General features: G+C 69.7%; 24 protein-coding genes, 1 tRNA gene and 1 other RNA gene. 7 read left to right on the top strand and 19 right to left on the bottom strand.

The features are described 5' to 3' along the window. Nucleotides 1–719, top strand: a 719-nt coding sequence (locus VFL28_03930) for an ABC transporter substrate-binding protein (protein ID HET7263792.1), incomplete at its 5' end; no start/stop codon positions are given. A 12-nt stretch (nt 720–731) separates the two neighbouring features. Here the strand turns inward: VFL28_03930 and VFL28_03925 are convergent. The 6 genes from VFL28_03925 to VFL28_03900 all read right to left on the bottom strand — a co-directional run bounded on the left by VFL28_03925 (nt 732) and on the right by VFL28_03900 (nt 4,819). Beyond that, entirely contained in the window at nt 732–1,916 is a 1,185-nt protein-coding gene (locus VFL28_03925; protein ID HET7263791.1) for a Xaa-Pro peptidase family protein, read from the bottom strand. Nucleotides 1,917–1,947: 31 nt separating this feature from the next. Beyond that, on the bottom strand, nt 1,948–2,634 hold the full coding sequence (locus VFL28_03920; protein ID HET7263790.1) for an isochorismatase family protein: 687 nt from the start codon (nt 2,632–2,634) through the stop codon (nt 1,948–1,950). Between the two features lie 37 nt (nt 2,635–2,671). Then, nucleotides 2,672–2,935, bottom strand: an RNA gene (gene ffs / locus VFL28_03915) — signal recognition particle sRNA large type. A 41-nt stretch (nt 2,936–2,976) separates the two neighbouring features. Beyond that, entirely contained in the window at nt 2,977–3,633 is a 657-nt protein-coding gene (locus VFL28_03910; protein ID HET7263789.1) for an HAD family phosphatase, read from the bottom strand. Next, entirely contained in the window at nt 3,630–4,652 is a 1,023-nt protein-coding gene (locus VFL28_03905; GenBank protein HET7263788.1) for an NAD-dependent epimerase/dehydratase family protein, read from the bottom strand. The genes VFL28_03910 and VFL28_03905 overlap by 4 nt, the downstream gene beginning before the upstream one ends. Then, on the bottom strand, nt 4,649–4,819 hold the full coding sequence (locus VFL28_03900) for a histidine phosphatase family protein (GenBank protein HET7263787.1): 171 nt from the start codon (nt 4,817–4,819) through the stop codon (nt 4,649–4,651). Before VFL28_03900 ends, VFL28_03905 begins: the two co-directional genes overlap by 4 nt. 381 nt (nt 4,820–5,200) lie before the next feature. Between VFL28_03900 and VFL28_03895 the strand changes: the two genes are divergently transcribed. Next, nucleotides 5,201–5,410 (top strand): hypothetical protein, encoded by a 210-nt coding sequence (locus VFL28_03895; protein ID HET7263786.1) that lies wholly within the window; start codon nt 5,201–5,203, stop codon nt 5,408–5,410. 95 nt (nt 5,411–5,505) lie between these two features. On the opposite strand, the gene VFL28_03890 is transcribed toward VFL28_03895, so the two are convergent. The 4 genes from VFL28_03890 to VFL28_03875 form a co-directional block, all read right to left on the bottom strand. Then, entirely contained in the window at nt 5,506–5,832 is a 327-nt protein-coding gene (locus VFL28_03890) for a DUF6176 family protein (GenBank protein ID HET7263785.1), read from the bottom strand. Between the two features lie 36 nt (nt 5,833–5,868). Beyond that, a complete protein-coding gene (locus tag VFL28_03885) occupies nt 5,869–6,585 on the bottom strand; it encodes a peptidase E (GenBank protein ID HET7263784.1) in 717 nt (238 codons plus the stop codon). Nucleotides 6,586–6,616: 31 nt separating this feature from the next. Continuing rightward, a complete protein-coding gene (locus tag VFL28_03880; protein ID HET7263783.1) occupies nt 6,617–7,693 on the bottom strand; it encodes a YbfB/YjiJ family MFS transporter in 1,077 nt (358 codons plus the stop codon). A 199-nt stretch (nt 7,694–7,892) separates the two neighbouring features. After that, nucleotides 7,893–8,360 carry an isoprenylcysteine carboxylmethyltransferase family protein gene (locus VFL28_03875; GenBank protein HET7263782.1) on the bottom strand — a complete coding sequence of 156 codons (468 nt, stop codon included), beginning with the start codon at nt 8,358–8,360 and terminating at the stop codon, nt 7,893–7,895. A gap of 91 nt (nt 8,361–8,451) precedes the next feature. Here VFL28_03875 and VFL28_03870 point away from each other — a divergent pair, with 91 nt between their 5' ends. From VFL28_03870 to VFL28_03855, 4 genes are read left to right on the top strand one after another with little or no spacing between them, the layout of a single operon-like run. Next, the gene (locus VFL28_03870; GenBank protein ID HET7263781.1) at nt 8,452–9,702 is read left to right on the top strand and encodes an MFS transporter; all 1,251 of its coding nucleotides are present in this window, start codon (nt 8,452–8,454) and stop codon (nt 9,700–9,702) included. A gap of 38 nt (nt 9,703–9,740) precedes the next feature. After that, the gene (locus VFL28_03865; GenBank protein ID HET7263780.1) at nt 9,741–11,510 is read left to right on the top strand and encodes a long-chain fatty acid--CoA ligase; all 1,770 of its coding nucleotides are present in this window, start codon (nt 9,741–9,743) and stop codon (nt 11,508–11,510) included. Nucleotides 11,511–11,545: 35 nt separating this feature from the next. Then, nucleotides 11,546–12,469 carry an ABC transporter permease gene (locus VFL28_03860; GenBank protein ID HET7263779.1) on the top strand — a complete coding sequence of 308 codons (924 nt, stop codon included), beginning with the start codon at nt 11,546–11,548 and terminating at the stop codon, nt 12,467–12,469. A gap of 24 nt (nt 12,470–12,493) precedes the next feature. Beyond that, nucleotides 12,494–13,333, top strand: a complete 840-nt coding sequence (locus tag VFL28_03855; protein ID HET7263778.1) for an ABC transporter permease — start codon at nt 12,494–12,496, stop codon at nt 13,331–13,333. Nucleotides 13,334–13,336: 3 nt separating this feature from the next. Here the strand turns inward: VFL28_03855 and VFL28_03850 are convergent, their stop codons facing one another. The 9 genes from VFL28_03850 to VFL28_03810 form a co-directional block, all read right to left on the bottom strand. Continuing rightward, nucleotides 13,337–14,347, bottom strand: coding sequence for an LLM class flavin-dependent oxidoreductase (locus VFL28_03850; protein ID HET7263777.1), 1,011 nt, complete (start codon nt 14,345–14,347; stop codon nt 13,337–13,339). 32 nt (nt 14,348–14,379) lie between these two features. Further along, on the bottom strand, nt 14,380–15,978 hold the full coding sequence (locus VFL28_03845) for an ABC transporter substrate-binding protein (protein HET7263776.1): 1,599 nt from the start codon (nt 15,976–15,978) through the stop codon (nt 14,380–14,382). A gap of 57 nt (nt 15,979–16,035) precedes the next feature. Next, on the bottom strand, nt 16,036–16,827 hold the full coding sequence (locus VFL28_03840; GenBank protein ID HET7263775.1) for a creatininase family protein: 792 nt from the start codon (nt 16,825–16,827) through the stop codon (nt 16,036–16,038). 95 nt (nt 16,828–16,922) lie between these two features. Continuing rightward, entirely contained in the window at nt 16,923–18,302 is a 1,380-nt protein-coding gene (locus VFL28_03835; GenBank protein ID HET7263774.1) for a cation diffusion facilitator family transporter, read from the bottom strand. Between the two features lie 67 nt (nt 18,303–18,369). Next, nucleotides 18,370–18,891 carry a signal peptidase I gene (gene lepB, locus VFL28_03830; protein HET7263773.1) on the bottom strand — a complete coding sequence of 174 codons (522 nt, stop codon included), beginning with the start codon at nt 18,889–18,891 and terminating at the stop codon, nt 18,370–18,372. A 50-nt stretch (nt 18,892–18,941) separates the two neighbouring features. Then, nucleotides 18,942–19,033 (bottom strand) — tRNA-Ser (locus VFL28_03825). Between the two features lie 124 nt (nt 19,034–19,157). Further along, entirely contained in the window at nt 19,158–20,012 is an 855-nt protein-coding gene (locus VFL28_03820) for a xanthine dehydrogenase family protein subunit M (protein ID HET7263772.1), read from the bottom strand. Then, a complete protein-coding gene (locus VFL28_03815) occupies nt 20,009–22,393 on the bottom strand; it encodes a molybdopterin cofactor-binding domain-containing protein (GenBank protein HET7263771.1) in 2,385 nt (794 codons plus the stop codon). Before VFL28_03815 ends, VFL28_03820 begins: the two co-directional genes overlap by 4 nt. Before the next feature lie 12 nt (nt 22,394–22,405). Next, nucleotides 22,406–22,888 carry a (2Fe-2S)-binding protein gene (locus VFL28_03810; protein ID HET7263770.1) on the bottom strand — a complete coding sequence of 161 codons (483 nt, stop codon included), beginning with the start codon at nt 22,886–22,888 and terminating at the stop codon, nt 22,406–22,408. 245 nt (nt 22,889–23,133) lie between these two features. Between VFL28_03810 and VFL28_03805 the strand changes: the two genes are divergently transcribed. Further along, nucleotides 23,134–23,880, top strand: a 747-nt coding sequence (locus VFL28_03805) for a hypothetical protein (protein HET7263769.1), incomplete at its 3' end; no start/stop codon positions are given.

Raw genomic sequence — 23,880 nt, 5'->3', positions numbered from 1 at the left:
TCAACGAGCGCGTCTACGCGCCGTTCAAGGACGCTCGGGTTCGCCGCGCGTTCGCAATGTCCATCGACAAGGACAAGATCGTGCAGACCGTGTTCTTCGGCCTGTTCACGGCGGCGCGGGGGATCACGCCGCCCGGCATTCCGGGCTTCTCCGCGGACTACAAGGGCCTCGCGTACGATGCGACGCGGGCGAAGGCACTGCTGACGCAGGCCGGCGTCGCGGGCAAGCTGCCTCCGTTCACGATCGCGGTCAATCCGGGCGGCTCGCTCTATCAGATGGCCGCGGAGCCGGCGGCGGCGATGCTGAAGCAGAACCTGGGCGTGGACGTCGGGCTCCAGAAGACCGAGTACGCGACGTTCATCCGCGCCCTGATCGCAAAGAACGTCTACGCGGCGTTCCTCACCGGGTGGACCGCGGACTACCTCGACTACAGCGACTACATGGACGTGCTCGTCTACAGCACGTCGCCGTTCGACCGCACGAACTACAACAATCCGGCCGTCGACCGGCTGATCGACCAGGCCAACGCGGCGTCAACCGACGCCGACCGCAACGCACTGTACCACAAGGCCGAGGCGATCGCGGTGGACGATGCGGCGATGGTGCCGATCTTCTACAGCCGCAGCGCGATGCTCAAGAAACCGTACGTCACCGGGCTTGAGACCGCGCCATGGGCGCCGGGTTACCTGCCGCCGGCCCGGGTCGTCATCCAGAAATGACGGCGGGGACCGCTACTCCCACGTGACGGTGGGGTAGCGGCTGAGCGGCTCCCACCCGGACTCGGTGATCAGGATCGTGTCCTCGACGACGCCGGTGCCGACGTTTTCCATCACGACCATGGGCTCGTAGGCCATCGTCATCCGGGGCCGCAGCTCCGCCGGGTTCCCGGCGAAGAGGCCGGGGGCCTCAAACAGCGACACACCGAGGCAGTGTCCGAACTGCCCGGGGCAGTAGTACTGCTCGTACGGCGTGCCGCGGACGACGGCAGCGAGCGCCTGGGCGACGCCGTCGACCGTCACACCGGGGCGGATCGCCGCGAGCCCCGCGTCGTGGAGCTCGAGCCCCATGGTCAGGAGCTCCCGTCCCACGCCCGACGCGCCGCCCACCATCGTGCAGCGGCTCACATCCGACTTATAGCCATCGAATGACGCGCCGAGATCGATGAACACCATGTCGCCTTTCTCGAGACGCCGCCGGCGCGGGTGGCTGTGCTTGAGGCCCGCCCGGGGGCCCGAGACGATGCTCGTGGCGAACGCCTCCGTGGCGCCGAGCGCGTGCATCCGCTGCACCGCGGCGGCCGCCAGTTCGGTCTCCTCGATCCCCTCGCGCAGCAGCCCGAATGCGGCGGCCATGGCCTCGTCCGCGATACGGCCGGCCTCGCGCAGCTTCCCGATCTCCTCGTCGCTCTTGTAGCGGCGAATCTCCGCCAGGATCGCGTCGGCAGCCTGCAGCTGCGGCAGCCGCGCCATCAACGCGCTGTACACGGGGTGCGGCAGCAGCGCGGAGCCGATGATCCCGACCCGCTTCCCGCCCCCGAGGGCGTCGGCGGCCAGCTGAGCGGCGCCGTCGATCGGGCCCCCGTAGACGGGCCGGCGGAGGACCACCCGGACGTCGGGCACGCGGCACATCCAGATCATCGAGTGCATGGGCTCGCCGTGCATCACGGCGTCCGTCGCAAGGCTCATCCGGCCGTCGGCGTGGACCACGACAAACGCGCTGCCGACAACCGGCGCGAAGTTGGTGAGATACTCCACGTTCTCCGGCGCCTCGCGGGTCCCGTAGACCACGACCGCGTCAAGGCCGGCCTTCGACATGCCGCCGCGGAGCGCGGTGAGCCGGCGATCGTACTCCGCGTCGCTGACGAGATTCACCCGATACGGCGCGCGCGACTCCATGTCATACGGTACCCGCGGCATGCCGAACCCCCCGCTGTCGGTTTCGGGTACGCTAGCGCGCGGCGGCGGCCGCCGGCTGCTGCGCTCCGTCTTTCACGCTCTCGAGATAGGCAAGCACCTCTGAGAGCGGCGCGACGTCGCCGTATTTCATATCGATGCCCCAGAGGGTGACCTTCTTCGCCACGGCGCTGCGATCGCAGACGCATTCGAGCGGGATGATCACGCGAAAGTTGTGGCTGAATGCGTCGATCACGGTAGCCTGGACGCAACTGCTGGTGACGGTCCCGGTGACGATGACGGTGTCGACACGGCCGTAGATCAGGTACGACGCCAGCTCCGTGCCGAAGAAGGCACTCGGCGCCGACTTGACGATCACCGACTCGGTCTCGAGCGGCGCCAGTTCCGGCACGATCTCGTACGCATCACCGGCCGCCATGATCGGACGGCGTACCGCGGTGGCCTTCGAGAGACCGCGCTCCGCCGGAACGCTGCGACGCCGCGCGGTGGAAAAGAAAACCGGACACCCGGACGCCCGGGTCCGATCGAGCAGCGTGCGGATGTCTCGCACCGCCCGCGGCGCGTCCGGCGTGCTGAACGGATAGGCGGGATCCACGAAGGCACGGTACATGTCGACGACCAGGAGCGCCGGCCGGCGTCCGTACCCGATTCGGCCGCCCCATCCGCCCTGCGTGTAAAGGTCCCGTTCGGCCTGCGGGACGACATCATCCCAAATCGCCACGGCGCTCCCCTCCGTCCCCGCGATCGCCGGAAATTGGCCGTGCACCCACCGTCGACAATACCGTCCAAGCGGACTCCGCGTCGCCGGCTCCGACCAGGTGCCCCCGCGGCACACGAGACGCCTTACGTACCGTTGCTTCCTTCCGGACCTGGCGGGGTTGGTAAGATCTCGTTGCGCGGGACCCAATCCTCCTCGTCACGTGCGCGGACCGGACCCTGAGCGATAGTGCCTCGGGTGGGAGTTCAGTCCCGCTGGAGCGGGTTGCGGGTACAGGGAACCGCTAGCTCCCCACCTAGCACGGCCAATCCGTAGTATAGCACTCGCGTCCGCGGCCGCACCCGATCAGCGCCGTCGTTGCGCCTCCGCCAGCGCCGCCCGGAGGACGTTCACCGCGTCGTCCCCTACAAAGTGCACGGTGCGCATGCCGAACGTCTGCGCGGCGGCGACGTTTTCGGGCCGGTCGTCGACGAAAAGACACTCGGCCGGCTCCGCGTCCACCCGCTCGAGACACACTCGATAGATTCGCGCGTCCGGCTTCGTCATGCGGACCTCGCCGGACACGATCACGACGTCAAACCACTCGCTCAGGTCGCGGTCGCGACGGATGCACTCACACAGCTCGACGCTCATGTTGCTGAGCATGGCGGTCCGCACGCCGCCCGTCCTCACCACGTTCGCGAGCTCCCACATGTCCTCCCGATACCGCATCCAGGAATCGCCGTCGCGCCGGATCAGCCAGTCGAGCAGCGTCTGTTCGCCGGCCTCCTCCGGCCGGCCCACCGACCGAAGGACGCGGCGCCAGTACTCCACGCCCGTGTAGTCCTCGGCATCGTACGACCGGCGGTGCTCCCAGTACGCCGCGGAGAACGCCTCGACGGCCACGCCGAGCCGCGCCGCCATCGCTTCGATGACGTCCCACGCCTGCGGATGGGTGAGGACGTTGCCGTAGTCCAAGATGAGCGCGCGCAGCGGTGCCACGGCTGTATTGTAGCGGATCACACGGGCCGCCCCCGCACGGGGTCGCGTCGCGCCCGCCACAACGCCAACAATTCGGCTTCACGCTCCGCCGTCAAGCCGGCGCGAAGGGCCGCATCCCGGCGGCGGTCGCGGTCCCACGCGAGTGTATCGGCGGCTGTTTCCGCGAGAGGCCTCAGGCGCAATCCGGCGGCGATGGCCTTCGTCGAAACGAGTCCCGCGAGGTCATCACCGCCGCTGCGCACCCACAATGGGATCTCGGTCCAGGGCTTCACGCCGTGTTCCAGCAAGAAGGCTTCGCTCACCCAGACGAATGAAGCCGCCGGCGCGCGACCGACGGTTCGGCAGGTTTCGAGAACCTGGCCGATCGTCACGCCGGGCCTGCCGCCGAGATTGAACGTGCCCGTCCTCCCTGCCTCGACGCCCGGCACGATCCACTCGGCGATGTCCCGAGCATCGATGAACGGCAGCACGACCCGATCCGGACGGTCAAAGGCGAGAATCGGGCCGCCGCGGGCCACGCGGTGCGGCCAGTAGCTGAAGCGGTCCGTGGGGTCCCGCGGCCCGACAACCAGGCTGAGCCGTGCCACCAGGACTCGACGGGGCAGGGACCGCTCGACGGCTTGTTCGCACAGCGCCTTCAGCGCGCCGTACGCGTCCGGGCTCAGATAGTCTTCTCGGTTCCGGTCGTCGATGGTCCGGATCGGCGCGTGCTCGTCGACGCGGTCATGTGCCTTCGGCGACGCGTAGACGCTCGCGGTCGAAACAAAAGTATAGTGGCCAACCGCCGGCGCGAGCAGTTCGGCCGACGCGCGGACGATTCGCGGCACATAGCCCGACACGTCGATCACCGCGTCCCAGTGCCGGCCGCGCAGCGCGGTCAGATCGCCATCGCGATTACCCCGCAACTGCTCGACATCGATGCTCGGACTCGGGTCGGACTGGCCGCGGTTGAAAACTGTGACACGATGGCCGCGCGCCAGCGCCGTCTCCGCAATGTGCCGGCCGACGAACCGCGTCCCGCCGAGAATCAAAATCTTCACGGTATCTGTGCGTGCCGCACGGTGATCACCCTTCGGGGCCGGCCCTTGAGGACATCGGGCAGGGCGCGCGCCTGGGCGCGACCGACGGGCGAGAGTTCGACATCGCGGTGACCGGACGCGATCCCTCGTTCATTGTCATAGCTCGTCGCGTGTGTTACGAAATACATGCGCACGTGCCGGCCCATTCGGTTGCGCTCCTCGCGGTTGACGACGGTGCTTCGCGCCGTGGCAAATGCTTCCCTAGCATCCGTCGCGCACCCGGCGACACGTTCGGCATTGACACCGCGCTAAGTCCGTGGGACAATGCATCAACCAAACCAGCACTCGGAGGAGGCGGGCAATGCTCAAAACCGACATGACCACGGCGCTCGTCGTCCGTCCGGAGGGCTCCCTCGCCTAGGCTCACACCCTAGCTAACAACCACTCCGGCCGCGGACGACCCGTCCGCGGCGTTTTCGTTTTCCGACGGCTTCAGTGTCGGCCGTTGACGTGTTCCCTATGGGCGCGCGTTCATGGTACCGCCGCGTTTTCAGATGAGGAGGTGTGGCATGGCTTTGCATTGGTTGACGATCGACGCCCTGGCAAAAGATCGGATCAACGAGTACCGGCGCGAAATCGAGCGAATCCGGCTCGAGGACGCCGTCCAGAAGTCGTGCAACGACGGCGCTCTGCTCGGACGGCTGTGGGCGGCGCTCGACCGGCGGATCGCGCTCGCGCGCGCCGGTAAGCCCTCGTTCGGCGAGCAGGAGCAGAATTGATGCCACGCACTGCCGATAGAGAGCGCGCCCAGACCTGGCCGGGGACGAGGAGAGGGCCCGCAGGACGGGTTCTCCGGTCCCCGGCCGGGATCAGATCACGCGCGGTGATTGTCGAAGTAGAAGAGGCACCGCAGGCCGGCAACGTGCATGAGCGCTTCGGCCTTGACCTGCATGTGCTCGCGGTCGATGACGTACCCGCTGCGCTTCGCGGCTTGTTCGGCCTGCGCGAGGGACTCCGCGGCGACGAAGTAGTAGATCGCATCCTCTTCGGGGGACACAAAACACGCTTCGAGGATCACGCCCTCGCTTCGAAGGGTCTCGAAGACCTCGTGAGACCGCCGCTTCAGTTGCTCGGCCCACGCCAGCCACTTCTCCTTGCCGTCCGGCTTGAAGCGAAACTTGAACAGGCGTGCCTCCGACATCGTGCCACCTCACCTCACGCCGCCTCGAACGGGGCTTTACTCTAGATACCTGGGGACGACTTCGGTTTCTCGCACGCCGTTCGACGTCCGGTCGACGCGCCACGCCCGGGCGGCCGGGCGCGACGAGACGAACTCCGCGACCTCGGTCCCTCGATAAAAAACGCCGACGCCGTCATCCGCGGCGATGCCCGGCGGCAGCGCGCCCGCAGCGACGGCGGCCTGGTACGCCGGCCGCCGGTCCTTCTCGCCGTCGTAGTGAGGACAGAAGCTTCCGGAGAGGTGCCCGAGGCCGTCCGTCAGGATCTGCAGCGGCCGTCCGAGCGTGTCCGTCAACCCCGCCTCGAACCAGCACAGCGCGCCGGCGCTGACGCCGCTCAAGACCACCCCGTTCTCCCAGGCTTCGCGCAGAATCGCGTCGAGGCCGGCCATCCGCCACGCGGCGAGCATATAGCCGGTGGCGCCCCCGCCGACGTAGATGACGTCCTGGCCGAGGAGAAAACCGCGCAGGTCGCCGACCTTCCGGCTGAACAATCGCAGATGCGAGGGAAGACAGCGCTCTACCGTGTAGGCGTCGTAGAACTTTGCGATGTTGCTCTCGGAATCCCCGCTCGCCGTCGGCACGTAGCAGACCTTCGGCGGCGTCCGCCGCGCAAGAGAGAGAATATAACGGTCGAGCCGCGGATTGCCCGGGTCACTGTTAAATCCGCCGCCTCCCAACGCCACGATCCGCCGCTCCGCCACCGGCACAGTCACCGCCCTTCGCCCGCGCACGTCGTCCCGGACATCATCCTATGATAGCGAGAAGCCCGCCGAACAGCAGCGCGGCCGCCGCCGCCATCGACGGCAAGAGAAAACTGCCGGTCGCGTCGTACACCGCGCCGGCAAACGCCGGTCCGATGATCTGGCCGGCGCCGAAGAGCGCCGTCAGGATGGCGAGCGTCCCGCGCGGATCCCCCGTCGTCAGCCGGCGCCCCTGAATGAGGCCGAGCGCCGTGATGCCCATGATCGTCCCGCCGAACAGCACCGCCGCGAGGAACACGCCCGCCGGGGCCGTCCACAGCACGCTCGCCGCCACGCCGACCGCCTCGGCGACGCACGCGAGGGCGAAGGCCCGCTCGATGCCGATCCGCTCGCCGACGCCCCCCCAGAAGACCACGGACGGCAGGCCGGCCAGGCCGACCACAATCCAGACGACCGGCTCGAGAAATCGCACCGCGGGCGATCCGCGCACGATGGCGACGAGGAACGTTCCGGTAATGACGTAGCCGAAACCGAAGAGCCCGTAGGCCGCGGCGAAGGGTATGAACCGTCGCACGTCGCGCGCGGCCCGCGCGCCGCGGCCGTGCGCCGGTTCCGCGTGGTCCGGGATGAGGCGCGCGACGGCGCCGAAACCGAGAACCGAAACGGCGCCTGCCACAAGCCACATCGCGCGCCAACCGCCGCCCGATGCCGCTACGCCGGTAACGAGCGCGGCGGACGCGGCGATCCCGGCGCCGGGTCCGCCGAAGTGAATCGCGGCCAGCCCCGGCCGCCGCGCCTCGCTCAGCCGGTCCAACACCAGGGCCGAGGCGAAGACCAGCGCGAACGCGCTAGCGACGCCGCCGAGAAAGCGGAGGGTCGCGAAGGCCGGCGGGGAGGACACCCCCGCCATCGCCGCCGTCGTCACGGCGCTGCCGCCCAGCCCGAGCAGCAGCCAAACCCGGCGTGGGCCGCGCAGCCCCGGTGTGGCCGCGAGCAGCGCGCCGGCGAGATAGCCCGCGAAGTTCGCGGACGCGAGCAGGCCGGCCGTGCTCTTCGTCATCCCGAGATCCTCGGTCATGCGCGGCAGAATCGGCGTGTAGACGAACCGGCCGACACCCACTGCGGCGCCGAGGGCGATCAGGCCGCCCAGCGCGATCAGGACGGGTCGGGATTCGGAACGGCGCGGGATGCCCGCGCGCGCCGGACAAGAAAGCTGAGACGGCGTGGCGTCGCCCCCATGCGTATACTGTTGTCTATCTCCGCCTTTGTCGGGAGGAAGTCCTATCGGCGGGCGCGTGGGGACGCCGGGTCCGCGCCGGCTAGATCCAGCGGCGTACGCGGCTCATGTAGGCGCGGTACGGTTCTCCGAATTTGCGGGCCATGTACTCCTCTTCACGCATCATCGCGCCCCGCTGGATGATCGCCATGGCGGCCGGCAGCAGCACCAGCGCCCACACAACGTTCGCCGCCAGCGCCGCGCCGGCGTAGGCCACCGCCATCCCTAGATACATCGGGTGCCGGGTGAAGCGGTAGGGTCCGGCCGCCACGAACGCGGTCGCCGGCCGCGCCGGGTTTGGACTTGTGCCCGCGCGCCGCATCGTGATGAGCGCGGGGAGGCCGGCGGCGCCGATCCCGGCGAGCACCAGCGCCCACCCGATCAGCCGCGCGGCGGACGGCAGCGGGGCCGGCGGCGCGAACCGGTTCAACAACAGACCGAGGACAAACGCCCCCGCAAAGACCGCGGGCGCCGGACAGTGCAGGCCTACCGCATCCTGTCGATCGGCCACGAGCGATCACCTCCCGCCGACGGCTTCTCCGTCCCGCGCGGATGACCTCGCCGGGCAGGCGAGTCACCACCTGATCCAGTAATGAGGCGCCATGCCGCGGAACGCCTACGGACGGGGCATCGTGGCCACGCTCTGCGTAACCGAGACCATCTCGTGGGGCATCATCTACTACGGCTTTCCGGTGTTCCTCCAGGCGATGGAGCACGACCTCGGGGCATCCCGCGTGGCGGTCGCGGGGGCGCTGTCGATCGCGCTCGCCGTATCCGCGCTGGCCGCGGTGCCCGTGGGACGGTGGATCGACCGGCGCGGCGCGCGCGCGTTGATGACCGTGGGGTCCTGTCTCGCATTCATCCTGACGCTCTCGTGGTCGCGGGTGCATTCCGTCGGGGCCCTGTACGGAGTATGGACGGCGATGGGCGTCGCGATGGCGATGGTTCTGTACCAGCCCGCGTTCGCCGCCGTGGTGCAGTGGTTTCCGGAGCATCGGGAGCGGGCACTCCTCACTGTGACGCTCGTCGCCGGGTTCGCGAGCACAATCTTCATGCCGGTTGAAGCGTGGCTGCTCTCGTGGATCGGCTGGCGGGCCGCGCTCGCCGTGCTCGCGACCTTCCTCGCCGTCACCACCATCCCGGCCCACGCGCTCGTGCTGCGGACCCCGGAGGGACTGGGCCGGAGCCCAGGCGGCGCGGGCCACACCGCCGCCGACGCCACGCTCGGCGCGGCCCTTCGGCACGGCGTCTTCTGGGTGCTGGCGCTCGCGTTCGCGCTCGCCAACTTTACCACGACAACCGTAAACGTCCACATGATTCCCTACCTCGGACAGCACGGCTACTCCACACGGCTCGCGGCGTCGATCGTGGGGTGGATCGGCGGCATGCAGGTGCCGGGCCGGCTGCTCTTCGTGCCGATCACCGCGTGGCTCGGGGCGGCGTGGGTCACCGGTTCGCTGTTCTTCGCCCAAGCCGCAGCGATGGTGCTGCTGGCCGGCGGCGCGCTCGGCGCCGGCCTTGTGCCGATGATCCTGCTGTACGGAGCGGCCGCGGGCATGCTGACGCTGGCACAGGCCACCGTTGTCGCGGACATCTGGGGGCGCCGCCACTACGCCAGCATCGCCGGCGCGATGGCCGTCCCAGGAAACCTGGCGCGCGCGGCGGGTCCGGTCGGTGCGGCGGTGCTGTACGCATCTTTCGGCGGGTACGCGCGGCTGTTCTGGCTGCTGGCGGGGGCGCTCGCGATCGCGGGCGTGACCGTCCTGATCACCGAGCACCGGGCGGCCGCGCACGGCGAGGCAGCCCCAGCCGGGGAGGTCGCCTCGCCGTCCAAATGGCGCAGGGGCGTGTGATCGCCGCGTACAACCCTGGGACGTCCGGAGGTGGCTACGTGGACCCACGGCCCTGGCATCGCTTCTACGCGGAAGATGTCCCGCGCGACATCGCCATCCCCGACGTTCCGCTGCAGGCGTTTCTCCACGCCAGCGCCGGGCGGCATCCCAACCGCGCCGCGGTCGTGCTGAGCGGACCCGGGTTCTCTTCGACGCTCACGTACGGCGCGCTGGACCGGGCGGCCGGGCGCTTCGCCGCCGGACTGCGCGCGCTCGGCTTCCGCCGCGGCGACCGGCTGGCGATCGCACTGGCGAACCTGCCGCAGTACGCGATCGCGCTGTACGGCGCGTTCAAGGCCGGGGCCACGGTCGTCCAGGTCAATCCGCTCTATCGCGGCGACGATCTCGCGTTTCTGCTGCGGGACTCGCAGGCCAAGGCCCTGGTCACGCTCACCCGCCTGTATCCGAACGTCGCCGCCGTGCGCGCGCAGACGGCGCTCGAGCATATCGTCCTCACCAAGGTCTCGGACTACTTCCCGCCGCTGTGGCGCCTCCTCTACCGAATCGCCAGGGAGCGGCGCGAAGGCGACGCGATGCCGGGCGGCACGGGCCTCGTGCCGTGGGGCCGGATGCTCCGCGGACGGGCGCCGTCGGACTCCGACGGCGCGGGCCCCGACGATCTCGCCGTCTTACAATACACGGGCGGCACGACGGGGCGCCCCCGCGGCGCGATGCTGACCCACCGCAATCTCGCGGTGAACGCCGCGCAGGGCATCGCCTGGTTCCACGATCTGCGCGAGGGCGAGGAGTGCTTCCTCCTCGCGGTCCCTCTCTTCCACGTGTATGGGCTGCTCGTGCTGAACGCCGGGATCCGCCTGGCCGCGACGCACCTGATGGTGCTGATGCGGATGTTCGAAGCGCGCCTCGTCGCCGAGCAGGTGCCGCGGCGGCGGCCGACCGTCTTTCCCGGCGTGCCGGCGATGTACGCGGCGATCAACCAGCTCAAGGACGTCGCGAAGCACGACCTGCATTCGATCCGGTACTGCCTGTCCGGCGCGGCCGGGCTGCCGCCCGAGGTGGCACGCCGTTTCGAGGAGCTCACCGGCGGCCGCGTCGCGGAAGGCTACGGCCTCACGGAAGCGGGCCCCCTCGTCGCCGCGAATCCGATCTGGAAGGGCGGCGTGCGCAAAGCGGGCAGCATCGGTATTCCGGTCCCAGGCACCGACGTACGGATCGTCGATCTCGAGACAGGCACGCGGGAACTGCCGGTCGGCGAAGCCGGTGAGCTGACCGTGTACGGCCCCCAGATCATGCGGGGGTTCTGGAACGCGCCGGCCGAGACCGCGACCTCGCTGCGCGGCGGCCGGCTCTACACCGGCGACGTCGCGCGCATGGACGAGGACGGGTTTCTCTTCATCGAGGACCGCAAGAAGGACATGATCGAGGTGGGCGGCCTCAAGGTGTATCCGCGCGAGATCGAAGACCTGCTGCTCGAACATCCGCTCGTCCGCGAGGCCGCCGTGATCGGCGTTCCGCACCAGATTCGAGGGGAGACTATCGTCGCCTACGTCACGCTGCGCGCGCGCGGCGCGGGCGACCCCGTCGCGATCCGCCGGCAGCTCCGCGACTGGCTGCGGGAGCGGCTGCCGTCCTACAAGGTGCCCCGGCGCATTGAGATCGCCGACGAAATTCCGAAGACGCTGATCGGCAAGCCGCTCCGGCGCGTGCTGCGGGAGACGGACGCCGCCGCGTCGCACACGGACGACGGGGCGGATGACGGCGCGGGCAATGGGATGGGCGGCGCCTCCGGCGGGGGCAATCGGGCGTGACCGTCTCCGGACGCGAGGCATAGCCGGCTCCACGGATGACGCGTTATCTCGCGTACCGCGTGGTCGCGATGCTCCCGATCGTCGTCGGAGTGACCTTGATCGTCTTCCTCGTCGGCCGCCTCGCGCCCGGCGACCCGGTGCAGATTCTCTTCGGCGACATCAGCAACCCGACGGTCGAAGCCCGGGCGCGCGCGCAGTTGGGACTTGATCAGCCCCTGCCGGTGCAGTACCTGCGCTTCCTCGGCGGGCTGGCGCGGCTGGATTTCGGCAGCTCGTACGTCTACCGGGGCGTGCGCGTGAGCGCGATCATCGGCCAGGCGCTGCCGATCAGCCTCGCGCTCGGGACGGCGGCGCTGGTGCTTGCCGTCCTCATCGGCCTGCCCCTCGGGCTGGCCGCGGCGCTCCGCCCGCGGTCGCTGCTCGACCAGGGCGTGCGGCTGCTCACGCTGCTGGGCGTGGCGGTGCCGTTCTTCGTCGTCGCGGTCGCGCTGGTGCTGCTCTTCTCGCTGCGTCTGCGCTGGCTGCCGGTCTCGGGATGGGGCACGCCGGCGCACCTCGTGCTGCCGGTCGCGGTCTTGATGCTGCGGCCGATGGCGTACATCACCCGGATCACGCGGCTCGCGGTCCTGCAGGCCTTCGGCCAGGATTACATCCGGACCGCGCGCGCCAAGGGACTGCCGGTACCGGCCGTCACCCTCCGGCACGCACTGCGCAACGCGGCGGTCACGATCGCGACGACGGTCGGGCTCGCGCTCAGCCTCGCGTTCACCGGCGCGTTCGTGACCGAGATTATCTTCGGCATCCCCGGCATGGGTCGCGCGACGGTGACCGCGGTGTTCCAGCGCGACTACCCGGTGATCGAGGCTGTCGTGCTGCTGTACACGGCGCTGTTTCTGCTGCTCAATCTCGCGATGGACCTCGCCTATGCCGCGCTGGACCCGAGAATCCGTTATGCGTGACGAGCGAGGCGCGGCGCCGCCGGCATGAGCGGCCTCCGGGTGCTGCGCCGGGATCGGGCCACCGCCGCCGCGATCGTCACGGTCGCGCTTCTCGTCGCGGGCGCCGTCGCCGTCCCGTACGCCGTGCGCACAGCCTACGACGTCCAGGATCTCTCGCAGACGCTGCAGGGTCCGAGCGCGGAGCACTGGTTCGGGACCGACCAGTTCGGCCGCGACCTGCTGACGCGGCTCGCCTACGGGGGCCGCATCTCGTTTGCGATCAGCGGCACGGCGGTGCTCGCGCATACCGCCATCGGCACGACCGGCGGCATGCTCGCGGGCTTCCTCGGCGGCACGGCGGACAGCGTGCTAATGCGCGTTACCGACGTCTTCCTGGCCTTCCCGCCGATTCTGTTTCTGATTCTGATCACGGGCGTGCTCGGGCCGAGCCTGCTCAATATCATCATCGCGCTGTCGCTGGTGGGCTGGGCCGGCATGGCGCGTCAGGTGCGGGCGGAGGCCCTCGCCTTACGCGGGCAGGAATTCATCGACGCGGCGCGCGCGCTCGGCGCCACCGACCGCCGGATCGTCGTGCGCCACGTCCTGATCAACGTACTGACGGTCGCGCTCGTCCGCGCGTCGCTCGACGTCGGCCCGGTGATCCTCTCCGAGGCGACGCTGTCGTTCCTCGGCATCGGCATCCAGCCGCCGATGCCGTCCTGGGGCGTGATGATCGCGGAGGGCCTGCCGCGGCTCAGGAGCGAGCCCTACCTCGCGCTGATCCCGAGCGTCGTGTTGTCCCTCGCGATCCTGGCCCTCACCTTCGCGGGCGAAGGCATCGCCGAGGCGCTGGACCCGCGGGCGCGGCGACGGCAGGCGCGATGAACGCTATCCGGCCGCCCGACCGCGGCGGCGGACGCTTTCCCACACCGCCGGCATGACTTCATCCAAGAGCAGCGGAATCTGTTCGTCGTAGTTGAACGCCCCGAGGCGCACGGAGATGCGCCGGGCGCCCGCATCCCAGTAGCGGAGAATGCCGTCGGCCACCTCCCGCGCCGGCCCGAACACCAGGCGGTCGAAACTTCGAGGCCCGTACGTGTCAGGCCAGTAGCGCCGCACGTAGTCCTCCGCCTCCCGGCGGGCCTTGGCCGGATCGGGCTGGATGTTCACGAGGCTGCCGCACGCGACCGAAAACCGCGACATGTCTTTGCCGTCCCGCTCCGCGAGTTCGCCGAGTCGCACCCGCAGGGCCCGGAACTGGTCCGGGGTGAGACCGGTCGGATGCCACCCGTCGAAGTGTCGCAGTGCGCGGAGCAGCATCCGGTCTCGACGGTCCGGGTCGCCGTCCGGGTCCGGGGCGTTGGCCAGGTAGACCGGGGGATGCGCCTGGATCGGCTTCGGCAGCGCCGTGACGTCCTCGAATCGGTGGTAGCGGCCGTTCACCGTCACGTGATCTTCCCGCCACAGACGGCGTACCGCGTCGACCGTCTCGAGCAGCCGTGCGACGCGCTCGCCCCGGCGGAGGTTGTACGGGCGCATCTCGCGGTCGTCGCCGCCGCCGATGCAGACGGAGAGCTCCATGCGTCCGCCGCTCAGGACGTCGAGGCTGCCCCACTGGATCGCAAACAAAATCGGATCGCGCACGATGAGCGTCGACAGGCAGCCGACGTTGAGCCGGACCCGCGAGGTCCGCGCCGCGAGCGCGCCGAGCAGCGCGATCACCTCGAGGCGCGGCTTCTCGAGCAGGTTGTCGCCCACGCTCACCGCGGCGAAGTGTCCCGAGCCCTCCGCGGCCGACGCCGCGTCCAGCAGTTGACCGGACGTCAGAAAACCGAGCACGACCGCCCGGTTCGGCAGGCTGAGCTGAAACGCCGTGCGCTCCGGCGTGCCCTCTTCCATCTCCGCTGCCGCGCTGCGCCGTGCGTCCGGCGCTACTTCACGATCGAGGCCGTGTTGAGGTGCTCGATGAACCCCAGTCCGTAGGCCGTGAAGGTCGTGTTGCGGACGTACGGCTTGATGAGCACGGCCTCCCGCACGTAGTAGATTGGAACCACCCCGGCGTCGTCGACGATGAGATACTTCTCCACGGTGCCCATCTTCTTCAGCATGCCCTCGCGCGTCGGCTGCCGGTTCGCGGCGGCCACCATCTTGTCGTACGCCGGGCTGTGGTAGCCGGAGAAATGGATGAACGGCCCGTTGGACACGAAAAGCGCGTACAGGTAGTCGTTCGGATCGGCGATGTCCGCCGTCCAGCCCGTGACCGCGGAGAACGCGGTCTTGGACTTCAGATCGCTCCGCCACTTCGCGATGTCGAGCAGCTGCACGCGCGTCTCGATACCGAGCGTTTGGTGGATCATCGCCGCGACGGCCTGCGCCGCCTGCGACGGGCCGTACCCGCGCGGGTTCGGACCGAGCACGAGCGGCGGGAGCCCGCGGCCCTGCGGATAGCCGGCCTCGGCGAGCGTGGCGCGCGCCTTCGCCGGATCGTAGGGAATCGGCGTGAGCGCGTGATAGCCGGGCACCTGGGGCGGCAGAATGCCCGTCGCCGGCGTGAAGAGGCCCGCGAAGATCGCCTTCACCAGCACCGGCCGGTTGATGGCGTAGGCGATCGCCCGGCGCACCCGGACGTCCTTGAACGGCGGGTACGCGAACTGGTTCAGCGCCATGAACACCGTCGCGGCGCGATTGTACTCCACGACTTCACGGCTGAGGGCCGCGTCGCGCTTGAGCCGGCTGTAGTCGGTCCCGGGGACCTGTGTGATGTCCAGCTCGCCGGCCTCATACTTCGCCACGTCGGTCGTCGGATCGGGGACGATCTGCAGCACGATCCGCTGGATCTTCGGCGCGCCCTCGAAGTAGCCGGGGTTCGAAGCCAGCACGATCTGGTTGCGCAGCGACCACTGCGCGATCGTGTAGGGCCCGGTGCCGTTCGCGTGGGTGCTGCCCCAGTTCTCGCCGCCCTGCTCCACGGACTCGCGCGAGACGATGCCGGTCGCGACGTGCGCGAGGCGGACCAGTATGTCGCCCTGCGTCGGGTCGACCACGATGTCGACGTGCGACGAATCGACGACCTTGACGCCGCTCAGACCGGACGCCTTTTTGGCCTGCTCCTCCGCGTACCCGGTGATCGGGGTGAGCAGCAGGTCCGCGTTTGGCGAGTCGACCTTCGGGTCGGCGAGGCGGTCGAGCGTGTACTTCACGTCCGCCGCGGTCACCGGCTTGCCGGTCTGGAATTTGAGCCCGTCGCGCAGCGCGAAGTGAAAGGTCTTCCCGTCGGGAGAGACGGTCCAGGACTTCGCCGCCAGCAGCTTCAGCCGGCCGCTGCTGTCGAGATCCATAAGCGGCGAGTACACGTCCTGGAGGAGCGCGGTCCCCGTCGGATCGTCGGTGAGCGCGGGGTCGAGCGTGGTCGGATCCGCTTGGATCGCGACCCGGAGCGTCACGGGCTGCTGCGCCGACGCCCCCGTGAAGGGGACGGCGAGCGCAGCCACGAGGAGCGCCGTCAGTGCCCATGCTGCGTACCGCGCCATCAGCTGACCTCCTGGGAGCAAATGATGACTGGCCGTGCGGTGGTGCGAAACCCGGAGTCAGTCGGCGGGCATCGGGATGCCCGGCCGCGGCGATGCGGCGGGCGCGGTCCGGAGGCGCTCGGCCGCGGCGACGAGGTCCTCGACCATCGCCTCGGCGATCACGCGGCCCTTCTCCACCGTCGCGAGCGTCGCGTCCCCGTAGACGCCGGTCGCGGAGTGTCCGGGACCCGGGTCGCGGTGGTACATCGGCGGCACGAATACCCCGCGGGCGTCCGGCCGATCGGGGATCTCACGCGCGAGCTTTCCGGTCCGGACAGCCTCCGGCGCGATCGCGAGCAGCAGCGACGTTTCGTGCTCGTCGGCGTGGCTACCGCGCGGCTGCGCGAGGAGGCCGGTGGTCCGTTGCGCGCCCAGGTCGCCGATGCGCGTCACCCCGACGAGCAGCCGGTGGACGCGGTCGAGATCGCGGGCCACGATTTCCAGCACGGGATACGTCGACACCCCGGTATTCAGGAAGAGGAACCGCCGCGGGCCGTGGCGGTGGATCGAGAGCACGAGTTCGGTCATCATCGCCTGGAAGGTCCGGGCCTCGAGATGCGTGCTGCCCGGGAACGGCGAGAAGTGCGGGAAGTAGCCGTAGACGACGGTGGGCAGGACGACCACGGGAACGCGCTCGGCGAGGCGGCGTGCGAGGTACTCCGCCATGATGCGGTCGGTGCCGAGCGGGAGATGCGGGCCGTGCTCCTTGGCGCCGGCGCCGATCGGAATCACGACCAGCGGATCCGCGCGAAGCAGCGGTTCGGCTTCGGTCCAGGTGAGCTCTTCGAGGAAGACGCCGCGCGGAGACACCGTGGCCCATCACGTTCCGCGCGCCGCCGCCACATCCTGCTGCGTAGACCGGTGAAACACCGGCTTCGCATATTGACAATACAATCGAGCGGATCCTAGTGTCCCTCGCGGCCACCGGCGGGTTCGGGGTGGATGCTGACCTTGATGCCCTGCCGGAACTCCTCCCGCACCCGCAGCTCGAGCTCCTCGGTGATGTCGTGGACGCGTGTCACAGAGAGATCCGGCTGCAGCGTACAGTGCACCATGGCGAGAAGGGCCCGGCCGATCTGATGGACTTCGACGGAGTGGCAGTTCACGACGCCCGGCAGCCGGCGCGCGATCTCGAGCATGCGGCGCTCCAGCTGTTCCCGGACCCGGGTCGCCTCCCGCGCGGTTTCGACGCGCCGCGGCAGCGGTTCGATGTGGACGTTGACCTCGTCGATCTCGGGCAGCGCGTCGCGAATCGCGCGCTCGAGCTCGGTCGCCCGGTCGTGGGCCGCCGTGAAGCGGATCTGCGGATCGACTTCCAGATCCAAATCGACCTTGATCCGGCCCCGCGTCTCGAAGACCGTCACATCGTGGATCTGAAAGTTCTCCCGGTGCGCCACCGACCGCACCCGCTGCACGAGATCGCGGCGCGCCGGCACGTCCGGCACCGCATCGGCAACGACGTCGGCGGCCGGATAGAGTTCGTGAATCGCGCCCTCGACGCGGTCCACCACGGACTGCGCGTGCTCGAACGGGATGTTGCTTTCCAGGACCAGCCGCAGGTCGGCGAACAGACGGTTGCCGCTCTGCCGCGCGCGCACCCGCTCGACTTCGAGCACGCCCGGCACCTTCGCGGCGGCGTCCGCGATGCGCTCGGGAACCCCCTCGGGCGCTGCGTCCATGAGGGCGCCGACCGTGCGGTTGCCGAGGCGCGTCCCAACATACAGGGTCACGCCGGCAACGATCAACGCCGCGACCGGGTCGGCGTTCGCAAGCCACGGCACCCGGACCGTCACGCCCACCGAAACCAGCACCAGGCCGAGCACGACGGTGCTCGTGCTCCAGACGTCCGTCGAGAAGTGCAGGGAATCCGCCTCGAGCGCCTGGCTGCCGTACTGGGCGGCCACGCGGGACAGCGCGCGCGAGCGAAACGAATCGATCAGAATCGACAGCCCCAGCACGGCAAAGGCCCAGATCGACGTCGCGACGTGCGAGCCGCTGAAAAAAAGACGGCGAATCGCCTCGACGACGATCCAGACGCTCGTGACCGCGAGGAGCGCCGTCTGAATGAAAGCGGATAGGTGCTCGACTTTGCCGTGTCCGAACGGATGCTCCGGATCCGCCGGTTGGTCGGCAACGCGGACGGACATGTACGTGACGAAGGCCGCGACGAGGTCGAGCGCGGAGTGCGCGGCCTCCGAGAGAATGCCGAGGCTGCCCGTGAGCAGCCCGACGGCCGCCTTCAACACGGTGAGAAGCGCCGCGGCGGCCACCGACGATAGGGCCACCGCGTATTTTTGGCGGACGGGCAGTTCGGTGAGCGCGGCCGTGCGGCCTACCCCCGGAGCGCGGGTATCACCGGAGAACTTGGACCCGCTGCGGCGGCCAGTAGATCAGGATCGCTTCGCCGACGAGGTTGCGGTCCGGCACGAATCCGAAGGCGCGGCTGTCCTCGCTGTTGCCGCGGTTGTCGCCGAGCACGAACACCTCGTGGACCGGCACGACGACCGGACCGTATTCGCCGGCCGTTGCGACGCCGAGGTACCCCTCCGGCAGTACCCGCCCGTTCACGTAGACGTGGTCGGCACGGATCTGGACGCGCTGGCCCGACACGGCCACCACGCGCTTGATGTAGTTGCGCGACGGATCGGTCGGCGGCTTGAGCACGACGATCTCGCCCGGGTGGGGCTGCCGGAAGCGGTAGATGAATTTGTTGACCAGCACCCGATCGTGCGGCAGCAGGTTGGGCTCCATCGAATACTGCTCGACCTGAAACGCCTGCGCGACAGAGATCATCACGAACTGCGCAAGCACGAACGCGACGACCAGCGTCTTGAGAAAGTCGAGGATGCTGCGGCGGGTATCGCGACCTGTCATCTGCGGCCTCCGATTAACTGCGCCGAGGGCGTTCGGCCTGTACCGGGCGGTGGCGGAGGGGGTGGGATTTGAACCCACGAGGCGGTTGCCCGCCTACACGCTCTCCAGGCGTGCCGATTCGGCCAAGCTCTCGCACCCCTCCCCGATGGCTCGGGACCGGCCGGCGGCATGCACCGGCCCTCGAGCGTCCCTCATTATAACACTGCGGGGGCGTCATCCTGGCCGGATGATGCCCCCGCGAGGCGATCTTTCGGACGTGCCGGCGATCAGGCGCGCGACGCCGCCTTGAGGATCGCCCGCTTCGTGTAGACCGTCGCCAGGTGCGCGCGGAACTCGCTCGACGCGTAGAGGTCGGACTGCACGTCGGCGCCGTCCGCCGCGTGGGACGCCGCGCCGGCGACGGTCTTTTCGTCGAGCGTCTTGCCGGTAAGCGCTTTCTCGACGGCGGCCGCGCGGTACGCCTTCCCGGCGACGCCGTTGATGCCGACGGCGATCTTCTCGCACGTGCCGCCGCTCATCTGCAGCACGACGGCAACCCCGACGACGGCATAGCCGCTCGCCGGATGCGGATGCTTGAGGTAGGCGACGGACTTGCCGGTCGCCGGCACGCGCACCTCGGTAATGATCTCCGTCGGCGTGAGCGCCGTGGTCAGCATCTCGACGAAAAAGTCCTTGGCCGGAATGGTGCGGTCGCCTTTCGGTCCGGTCGCGACGATCTCCGCGCCGAGCGCGAGGATCGCGCCGGGATAATCGGCCGCGGGATCGGCGTGCGCGAGGCTGCCGCCGATAGTCCCCCGGTTGCGCACCTGCATGTCGCCGATAACCGACGCGGTCTCCGGCAGCAGCGGGCACTGCTTCTGCAGCGCCTCGCTCATCTCGACGGCGTCGTGGGTCACCAACGCGCCGATCGTGATCGCCGAGCCCTTGGCCGCGATCTTGTCGAGCCCGCCGATGCGGCCGATGTCCACGACCACCTTCGGCTGGGCGAGCCGGAACTTCATGATCGGCAGCAGGCTGTGGCCGCCGGCCAGAAGCTTGGCGTCGTCGCCGTGCCGCTCCAGGAGGCCGATCGCCTCCTTCACAGTGGTCGGCGCGTGGTACTCGAACGGCGCGGGAATCATCGGTCCTTCACCTCCGCCTTCTTGTGGGACTGCTTGTGAATCGCGGCCCAGATCCGCTCGGGCGTGAGCGGCATATCGATGTGGGTGACGCCGAACGACTTGAGCGCATCCATGACCGCGTTTACGATCGCGGGGGTGCTCGCGATCGTGCCGGTCTCCCCGACGCCCTTCACCCCGATCGGGTTGTGCGGCGACGGCGTTTCCGTGCGGCCGGTCACGAAGCGCGGGAACATCCGCGCCCGGGGCACCGCGTACTGGACCATGGAATCGGAGAGCAGCTGACCGTTCGCGTCGTAGGCCGCGCCTTCGTGCAGCGCCTGCGCGACGCCCTGCACGATGCCCCCGTGCACCTGGCCGTCCACGATCAGCGGGTTGATCACGCGGCCGCAGTCGTCCACCGCGACGTAGCGCCGCAACTCCACCTCGCCGGTGTCGGCGTCGACCTTGACGGCCGCGGCGTGCGTGCCGAACGGAAACGTGAAGTTCGGCGGATCGTACGCGGCCGAGGCTTCCAGGTTCGGCTCGACCCCGGACGGCAGGTTCCACGCGAGGTGCGCCTGCAGCGCCACGTCCTGAATCGTCTTCGCGCGGTCGGGACTCCCCCGTACCGAGAACCGCCCGCCCTCGAAGACGAGGTCCCCTTCCGCCGCTTCCAGCAGGTGCGCCGCGATCTTGGCGGCCTTATCACGCACGCGCTGCGCCGCGATGGCGATCGCGCCGCCGCCGACCACGGTCGTCCGGCTGCCGTAGGTGCCCCAGCCCATCGAGACCGCGGCGGTGTCGCCGTGGATCACGTCGATGTCCTCCACGGGGAGGCCCAGCTGGTCCCCGACGATCTGCGCGAACGTGGTCTCTTCGCCCTGGCCGTGCGGCGACGTACCGGTGTAAACGGTCGCCTTCCCGGTGGGGTGAAGCCGGAGCGTGGCGCTTTCCCACAGGCCGCCCTGGAACCCCGTCGAGCCGACGACCGCGGACGGGCCCATGCCGCAGATCTCGGTGTAGGTGCTGAGCCCGAGGCCGAGGTACCGGTTGTCCTTCGGCCCCTGCTTCTGCACGTCGCGCAGGCGTGTGTAGTCGATCAACTCGAGCGCCTTGTCGAGCGCGGGGGCGTAGTTGCCGCTGTCGTAGCTCAGGCCCTCGACGGTCGTGTACGGAAACTGGTCGGCGCGGATGAAATTCTTGCGCCGCAGCGCCGCGGGGTCGGCGCCGAGTTTCGCCGCGACGAGGTCCGTCATCCGTTCGATGAGGTAGGTGGCTTCCGGCCGGCCGGCGCCGCGGTACGCGTCCACCGGCGTCGTGTTGGTGAAGACCCCCACGACTTGGTACTCGAGATTCGGGATCGTGTAGCACCCGGTCAGCATGAGCCCGTGGAGGATCGTCGGCACACCCGGCGCCGCCGTGGAGAGGTACGCGCCGAGATTGGCCCACGTCTTGCCGCGGAGCCCGAGCAGCGTGCCGTCGCGCCGTGCCGCGATCTCGAGGTCGGTGATGTGATCGCGTCCGTGGATCGTTGCCAAGTAGTTTTCGCGGCGCTCCTCGGTCCACTTCACGGGGCGCCCCGTCGCCTTGGCGCAGAAGGCCACGATCGCCTCGTCGGGGTAGAACGGGATCTTGCTGCCGAACCCGCCGCCCACTTCGGGCGCCACCACGCGGATCTTGTGCTCAGGAATGCCGGTCACGACCGACATCAGAAACCGCGCAATGTGCGGGTTCTGGGTCGTGTACCAGACGGTAAGCTCGCCCGAGCCGCTCGCATACTTGGCGACGACGCTGCGCGTCTCCATCGCGTTCGGGATCAGGCGCTGATTGACGAAGCGCTGCCGCACGACGACGCCGTCCCGCTCCGCCTCGGCGAACGCCGCCTTCGCGTCCCCGCCGGCCAGCTTCCACGTGAAGGCGACGTTCTGGGGCGCCTCCGCGTGCAGCTGCGGCGCACCGGCTGCGACGGCTTTCTCCTGGTTGACGATCGCCGGCAGCGGCTCGTAGTCGACCCGCACGAGCGCGGCCGCGTCGCGGGCGGCGTACGGATCTTCGGCGACGACGACCGCCACGCCGTCGCCGGCGTACCGGACGCGATCCACGGCCAGCGCCGGATGCGGCGGCGTCTTGAGGTCGGAGTTCGGAATCAGCCAAGCCGTCGGAATGGGGTTGATCTTGCCTTCGAGGTCGCGGCCGGTGAACACCGCCACGACGCCCGGGTGCTTGCGCGCGGCCGCCGCGTCGATGCGCGTGATGCGGGCGTGCGCGTGCGGGCTCCGGACGATAGAGGCGTACACCATGCCCGGGAGCCGCAGATCGTCGGTGTAGGTCGCCTGTCCCGTGATGAGGCGCGGGTCTTCACGGCGGCGGATGCTGGCGCCAAACAGGCTGCTGACCGCCACGGCCGTCCCTCCTTAGCGGACCGGCGCGCCGCGCATCTTGCCGGCGGCGTTCTGGATCGCGTTGACGATGTGCTGGTAGCCGGTGCAGCGGCAGAGATTACCCTCCAGGCCCTCGCGGATCTGCGTCTCGGACGGATCCGGATGGCGCCGCAGCAGTTCGAGCGCCGCCATCATCATGCCCGGCGTGCAGAAGCCGCACTGGAGGCCGTGCTCTTCCCAGAACCCCTGCTGGATCGGATGTAGGTCGCCGTTGGTCGCCAGGCCTTCGACGGTTTGCAGCTGCGCGCCGTCTGCCTGCACGGAGAGGAGCGTGCATGACTTGACGGCCCGCCCGTTCAGCATAATCGTGCACGCGCCGCAGTTGCTGGTGTCGCACCCCACGTGCGTGCCGGTAAGGCCGAGGGTGTCGCGGATGTAGTGAACCAACAGCAGGCGGGGCTCCACCTCGCTGGAGTACTTCGTGCCGTTCACCGTGACGCTGATCGCCCGCTTCACGGCTGCGCCTCCTTCGTGGGTTCCCCGCGGAGTCCGGACGGCCATGATCCGGCCCCGCAGGGCGGTTGCCGGCAGAGCGGGAAAAACGGTGCTGTGACGGCCTCGGAAAGGGTCGCTGCTGCTCCGGCAGCAGGCTCTTCTGCGCGGGCCGACCGGCGTCCTCCGGCGCTCGCACCACGGGCCAGTCCCCGTTTACGGGGACGGCGTATTCCCGCGGCCCGTCCCGTCACAGCGGGGGCGATCGCATGGACCTCGCCACGCAAATGATCGTCGGCGGTCTGCTTGCCGGCGCGCCGTACGCGCTCGCGGTGTGGGGCATGGCCGTGACGCTCGCGGCCGGCACGCTCAATCTCGCGATCGGCATCTTCTTCACGCTGGGGGCCTACCTCGCGCTGATCGCAACGGCTGCGGGCCTGCCCGCCTCGGTTGCGGCCCCCCCCGCCGCCGCGGCGGCTCTCGCCGTCGGCCTCGGCGTCGAGCGGGTGTTCGTGCGGCCCCTCCGGGGGCGGCCGCTCGCGCTTGCCCTGGTCCTCCTCGCCGTGGCGCTCGCGGGCGAACTGCTGGTCGCCCTCGCGTGGGGCGCGCGCGAGCGGTCGGTGCCGCTCAAGATGGACGTCGTTCAGATCCGGCACGTCGTCGTCACGGGCGTCGAGTTGTTCATCGGGACCGGCGCCGCCCTCGCCTTCTTCGGCCTGGCCGCCCTCGCGCGCCGAACGCGCCCCGGCCTCGCCGTTCGCGCCGCGGCCGAGAACGCGGAGATCGCCTCGGGCAGCGGGCTCGACGTCGAGCGGCTCCGGGTTTGGGCCTTCGCCGGCGGCTGCGCCGCCGCGGCCGCGGCCGGCGCGTTCGTCGCGCCGATCACGCCGCTCTCCCCGTCGATGGGGCGCGGTGCCCTGCTCTTCTGCTTGGCGGCCGCCGCCGCGGGAGGACCGGGCCTGCGCGGCCTCGCGGCCGCCTCGCTCGCGCTCGGCGTGCTCACGCAGTCCGCGGCC

Source organism: bacterium (genome assembly GCA_035691305.1).
GTDB lineage: Bacteria > Sysuimicrobiota > Sysuimicrobiia > Sysuimicrobiales > Segetimicrobiaceae > DASSJF01.
The sequence above is the reverse complement of the archived record's forward strand: the minus strand, read 5'-3'. Positions and strand labels throughout refer to the sequence as shown.

Bases quoted from the DNA above. Each gene is read 5' to 3' on its own strand.
- VFL28_03925 (HET7263791.1), bottom strand. From the start codon at position 1,916: ATGCCGCGGGTACCGTATGACATGGAGTCGCGCGCGCCGTATCGGGTG.
- VFL28_03850 (HET7263777.1), bottom strand. From the start codon at position 14,347: ATGGAAGAGGGCACGCCGGAGCGCACGGCGTTTCAGCTCAGCCTGCCG.
- VFL28_03845 (HET7263776.1), bottom strand. From the start codon at position 15,978: ATGGCGCGGTACGCAGCATGGGCACTGACGGCGCTCCTCGTGGCTGCG.
- VFL28_03900 (HET7263787.1), bottom strand. From the start codon at position 4,819: ATGTATTTCGTAACACACGCGACGAGCTATGACAATGAACGAGGGATC.
- VFL28_03860 (HET7263779.1), top strand. From the start codon at position 11,546: ATGACGCGTTATCTCGCGTACCGCGTGGTCGCGATGCTCCCGATCGTC.
- VFL28_03890 (HET7263785.1), bottom strand. From the start codon at position 5,832: ATGTCGGAGGCACGCCTGTTCAAGTTTCGCTTCAAGCCGGACGGCAAG.
- VFL28_03855 (HET7263778.1), top strand. From the start codon at position 12,494: ATGAGCGGCCTCCGGGTGCTGCGCCGGGATCGGGCCACCGCCGCCGCG.
- VFL28_03870 (HET7263781.1), top strand. From the start codon at position 8,452: ATGCCGCGGAACGCCTACGGACGGGGCATCGTGGCCACGCTCTGCGTA.
- VFL28_03895 (HET7263786.1), top strand. From the start codon at position 5,201: ATGGCTTTGCATTGGTTGACGATCGACGCCCTGGCAAAAGATCGGATC.
- VFL28_03820 (HET7263772.1), bottom strand. From the start codon at position 20,012: ATGATTCCCGCGCCGTTCGAGTACCACGCGCCGACCACTGTGAAGGAG.
- lepB (HET7263773.1), bottom strand. From the start codon at position 18,891: ATGACAGGTCGCGATACCCGCCGCAGCATCCTCGACTTTCTCAAGACG.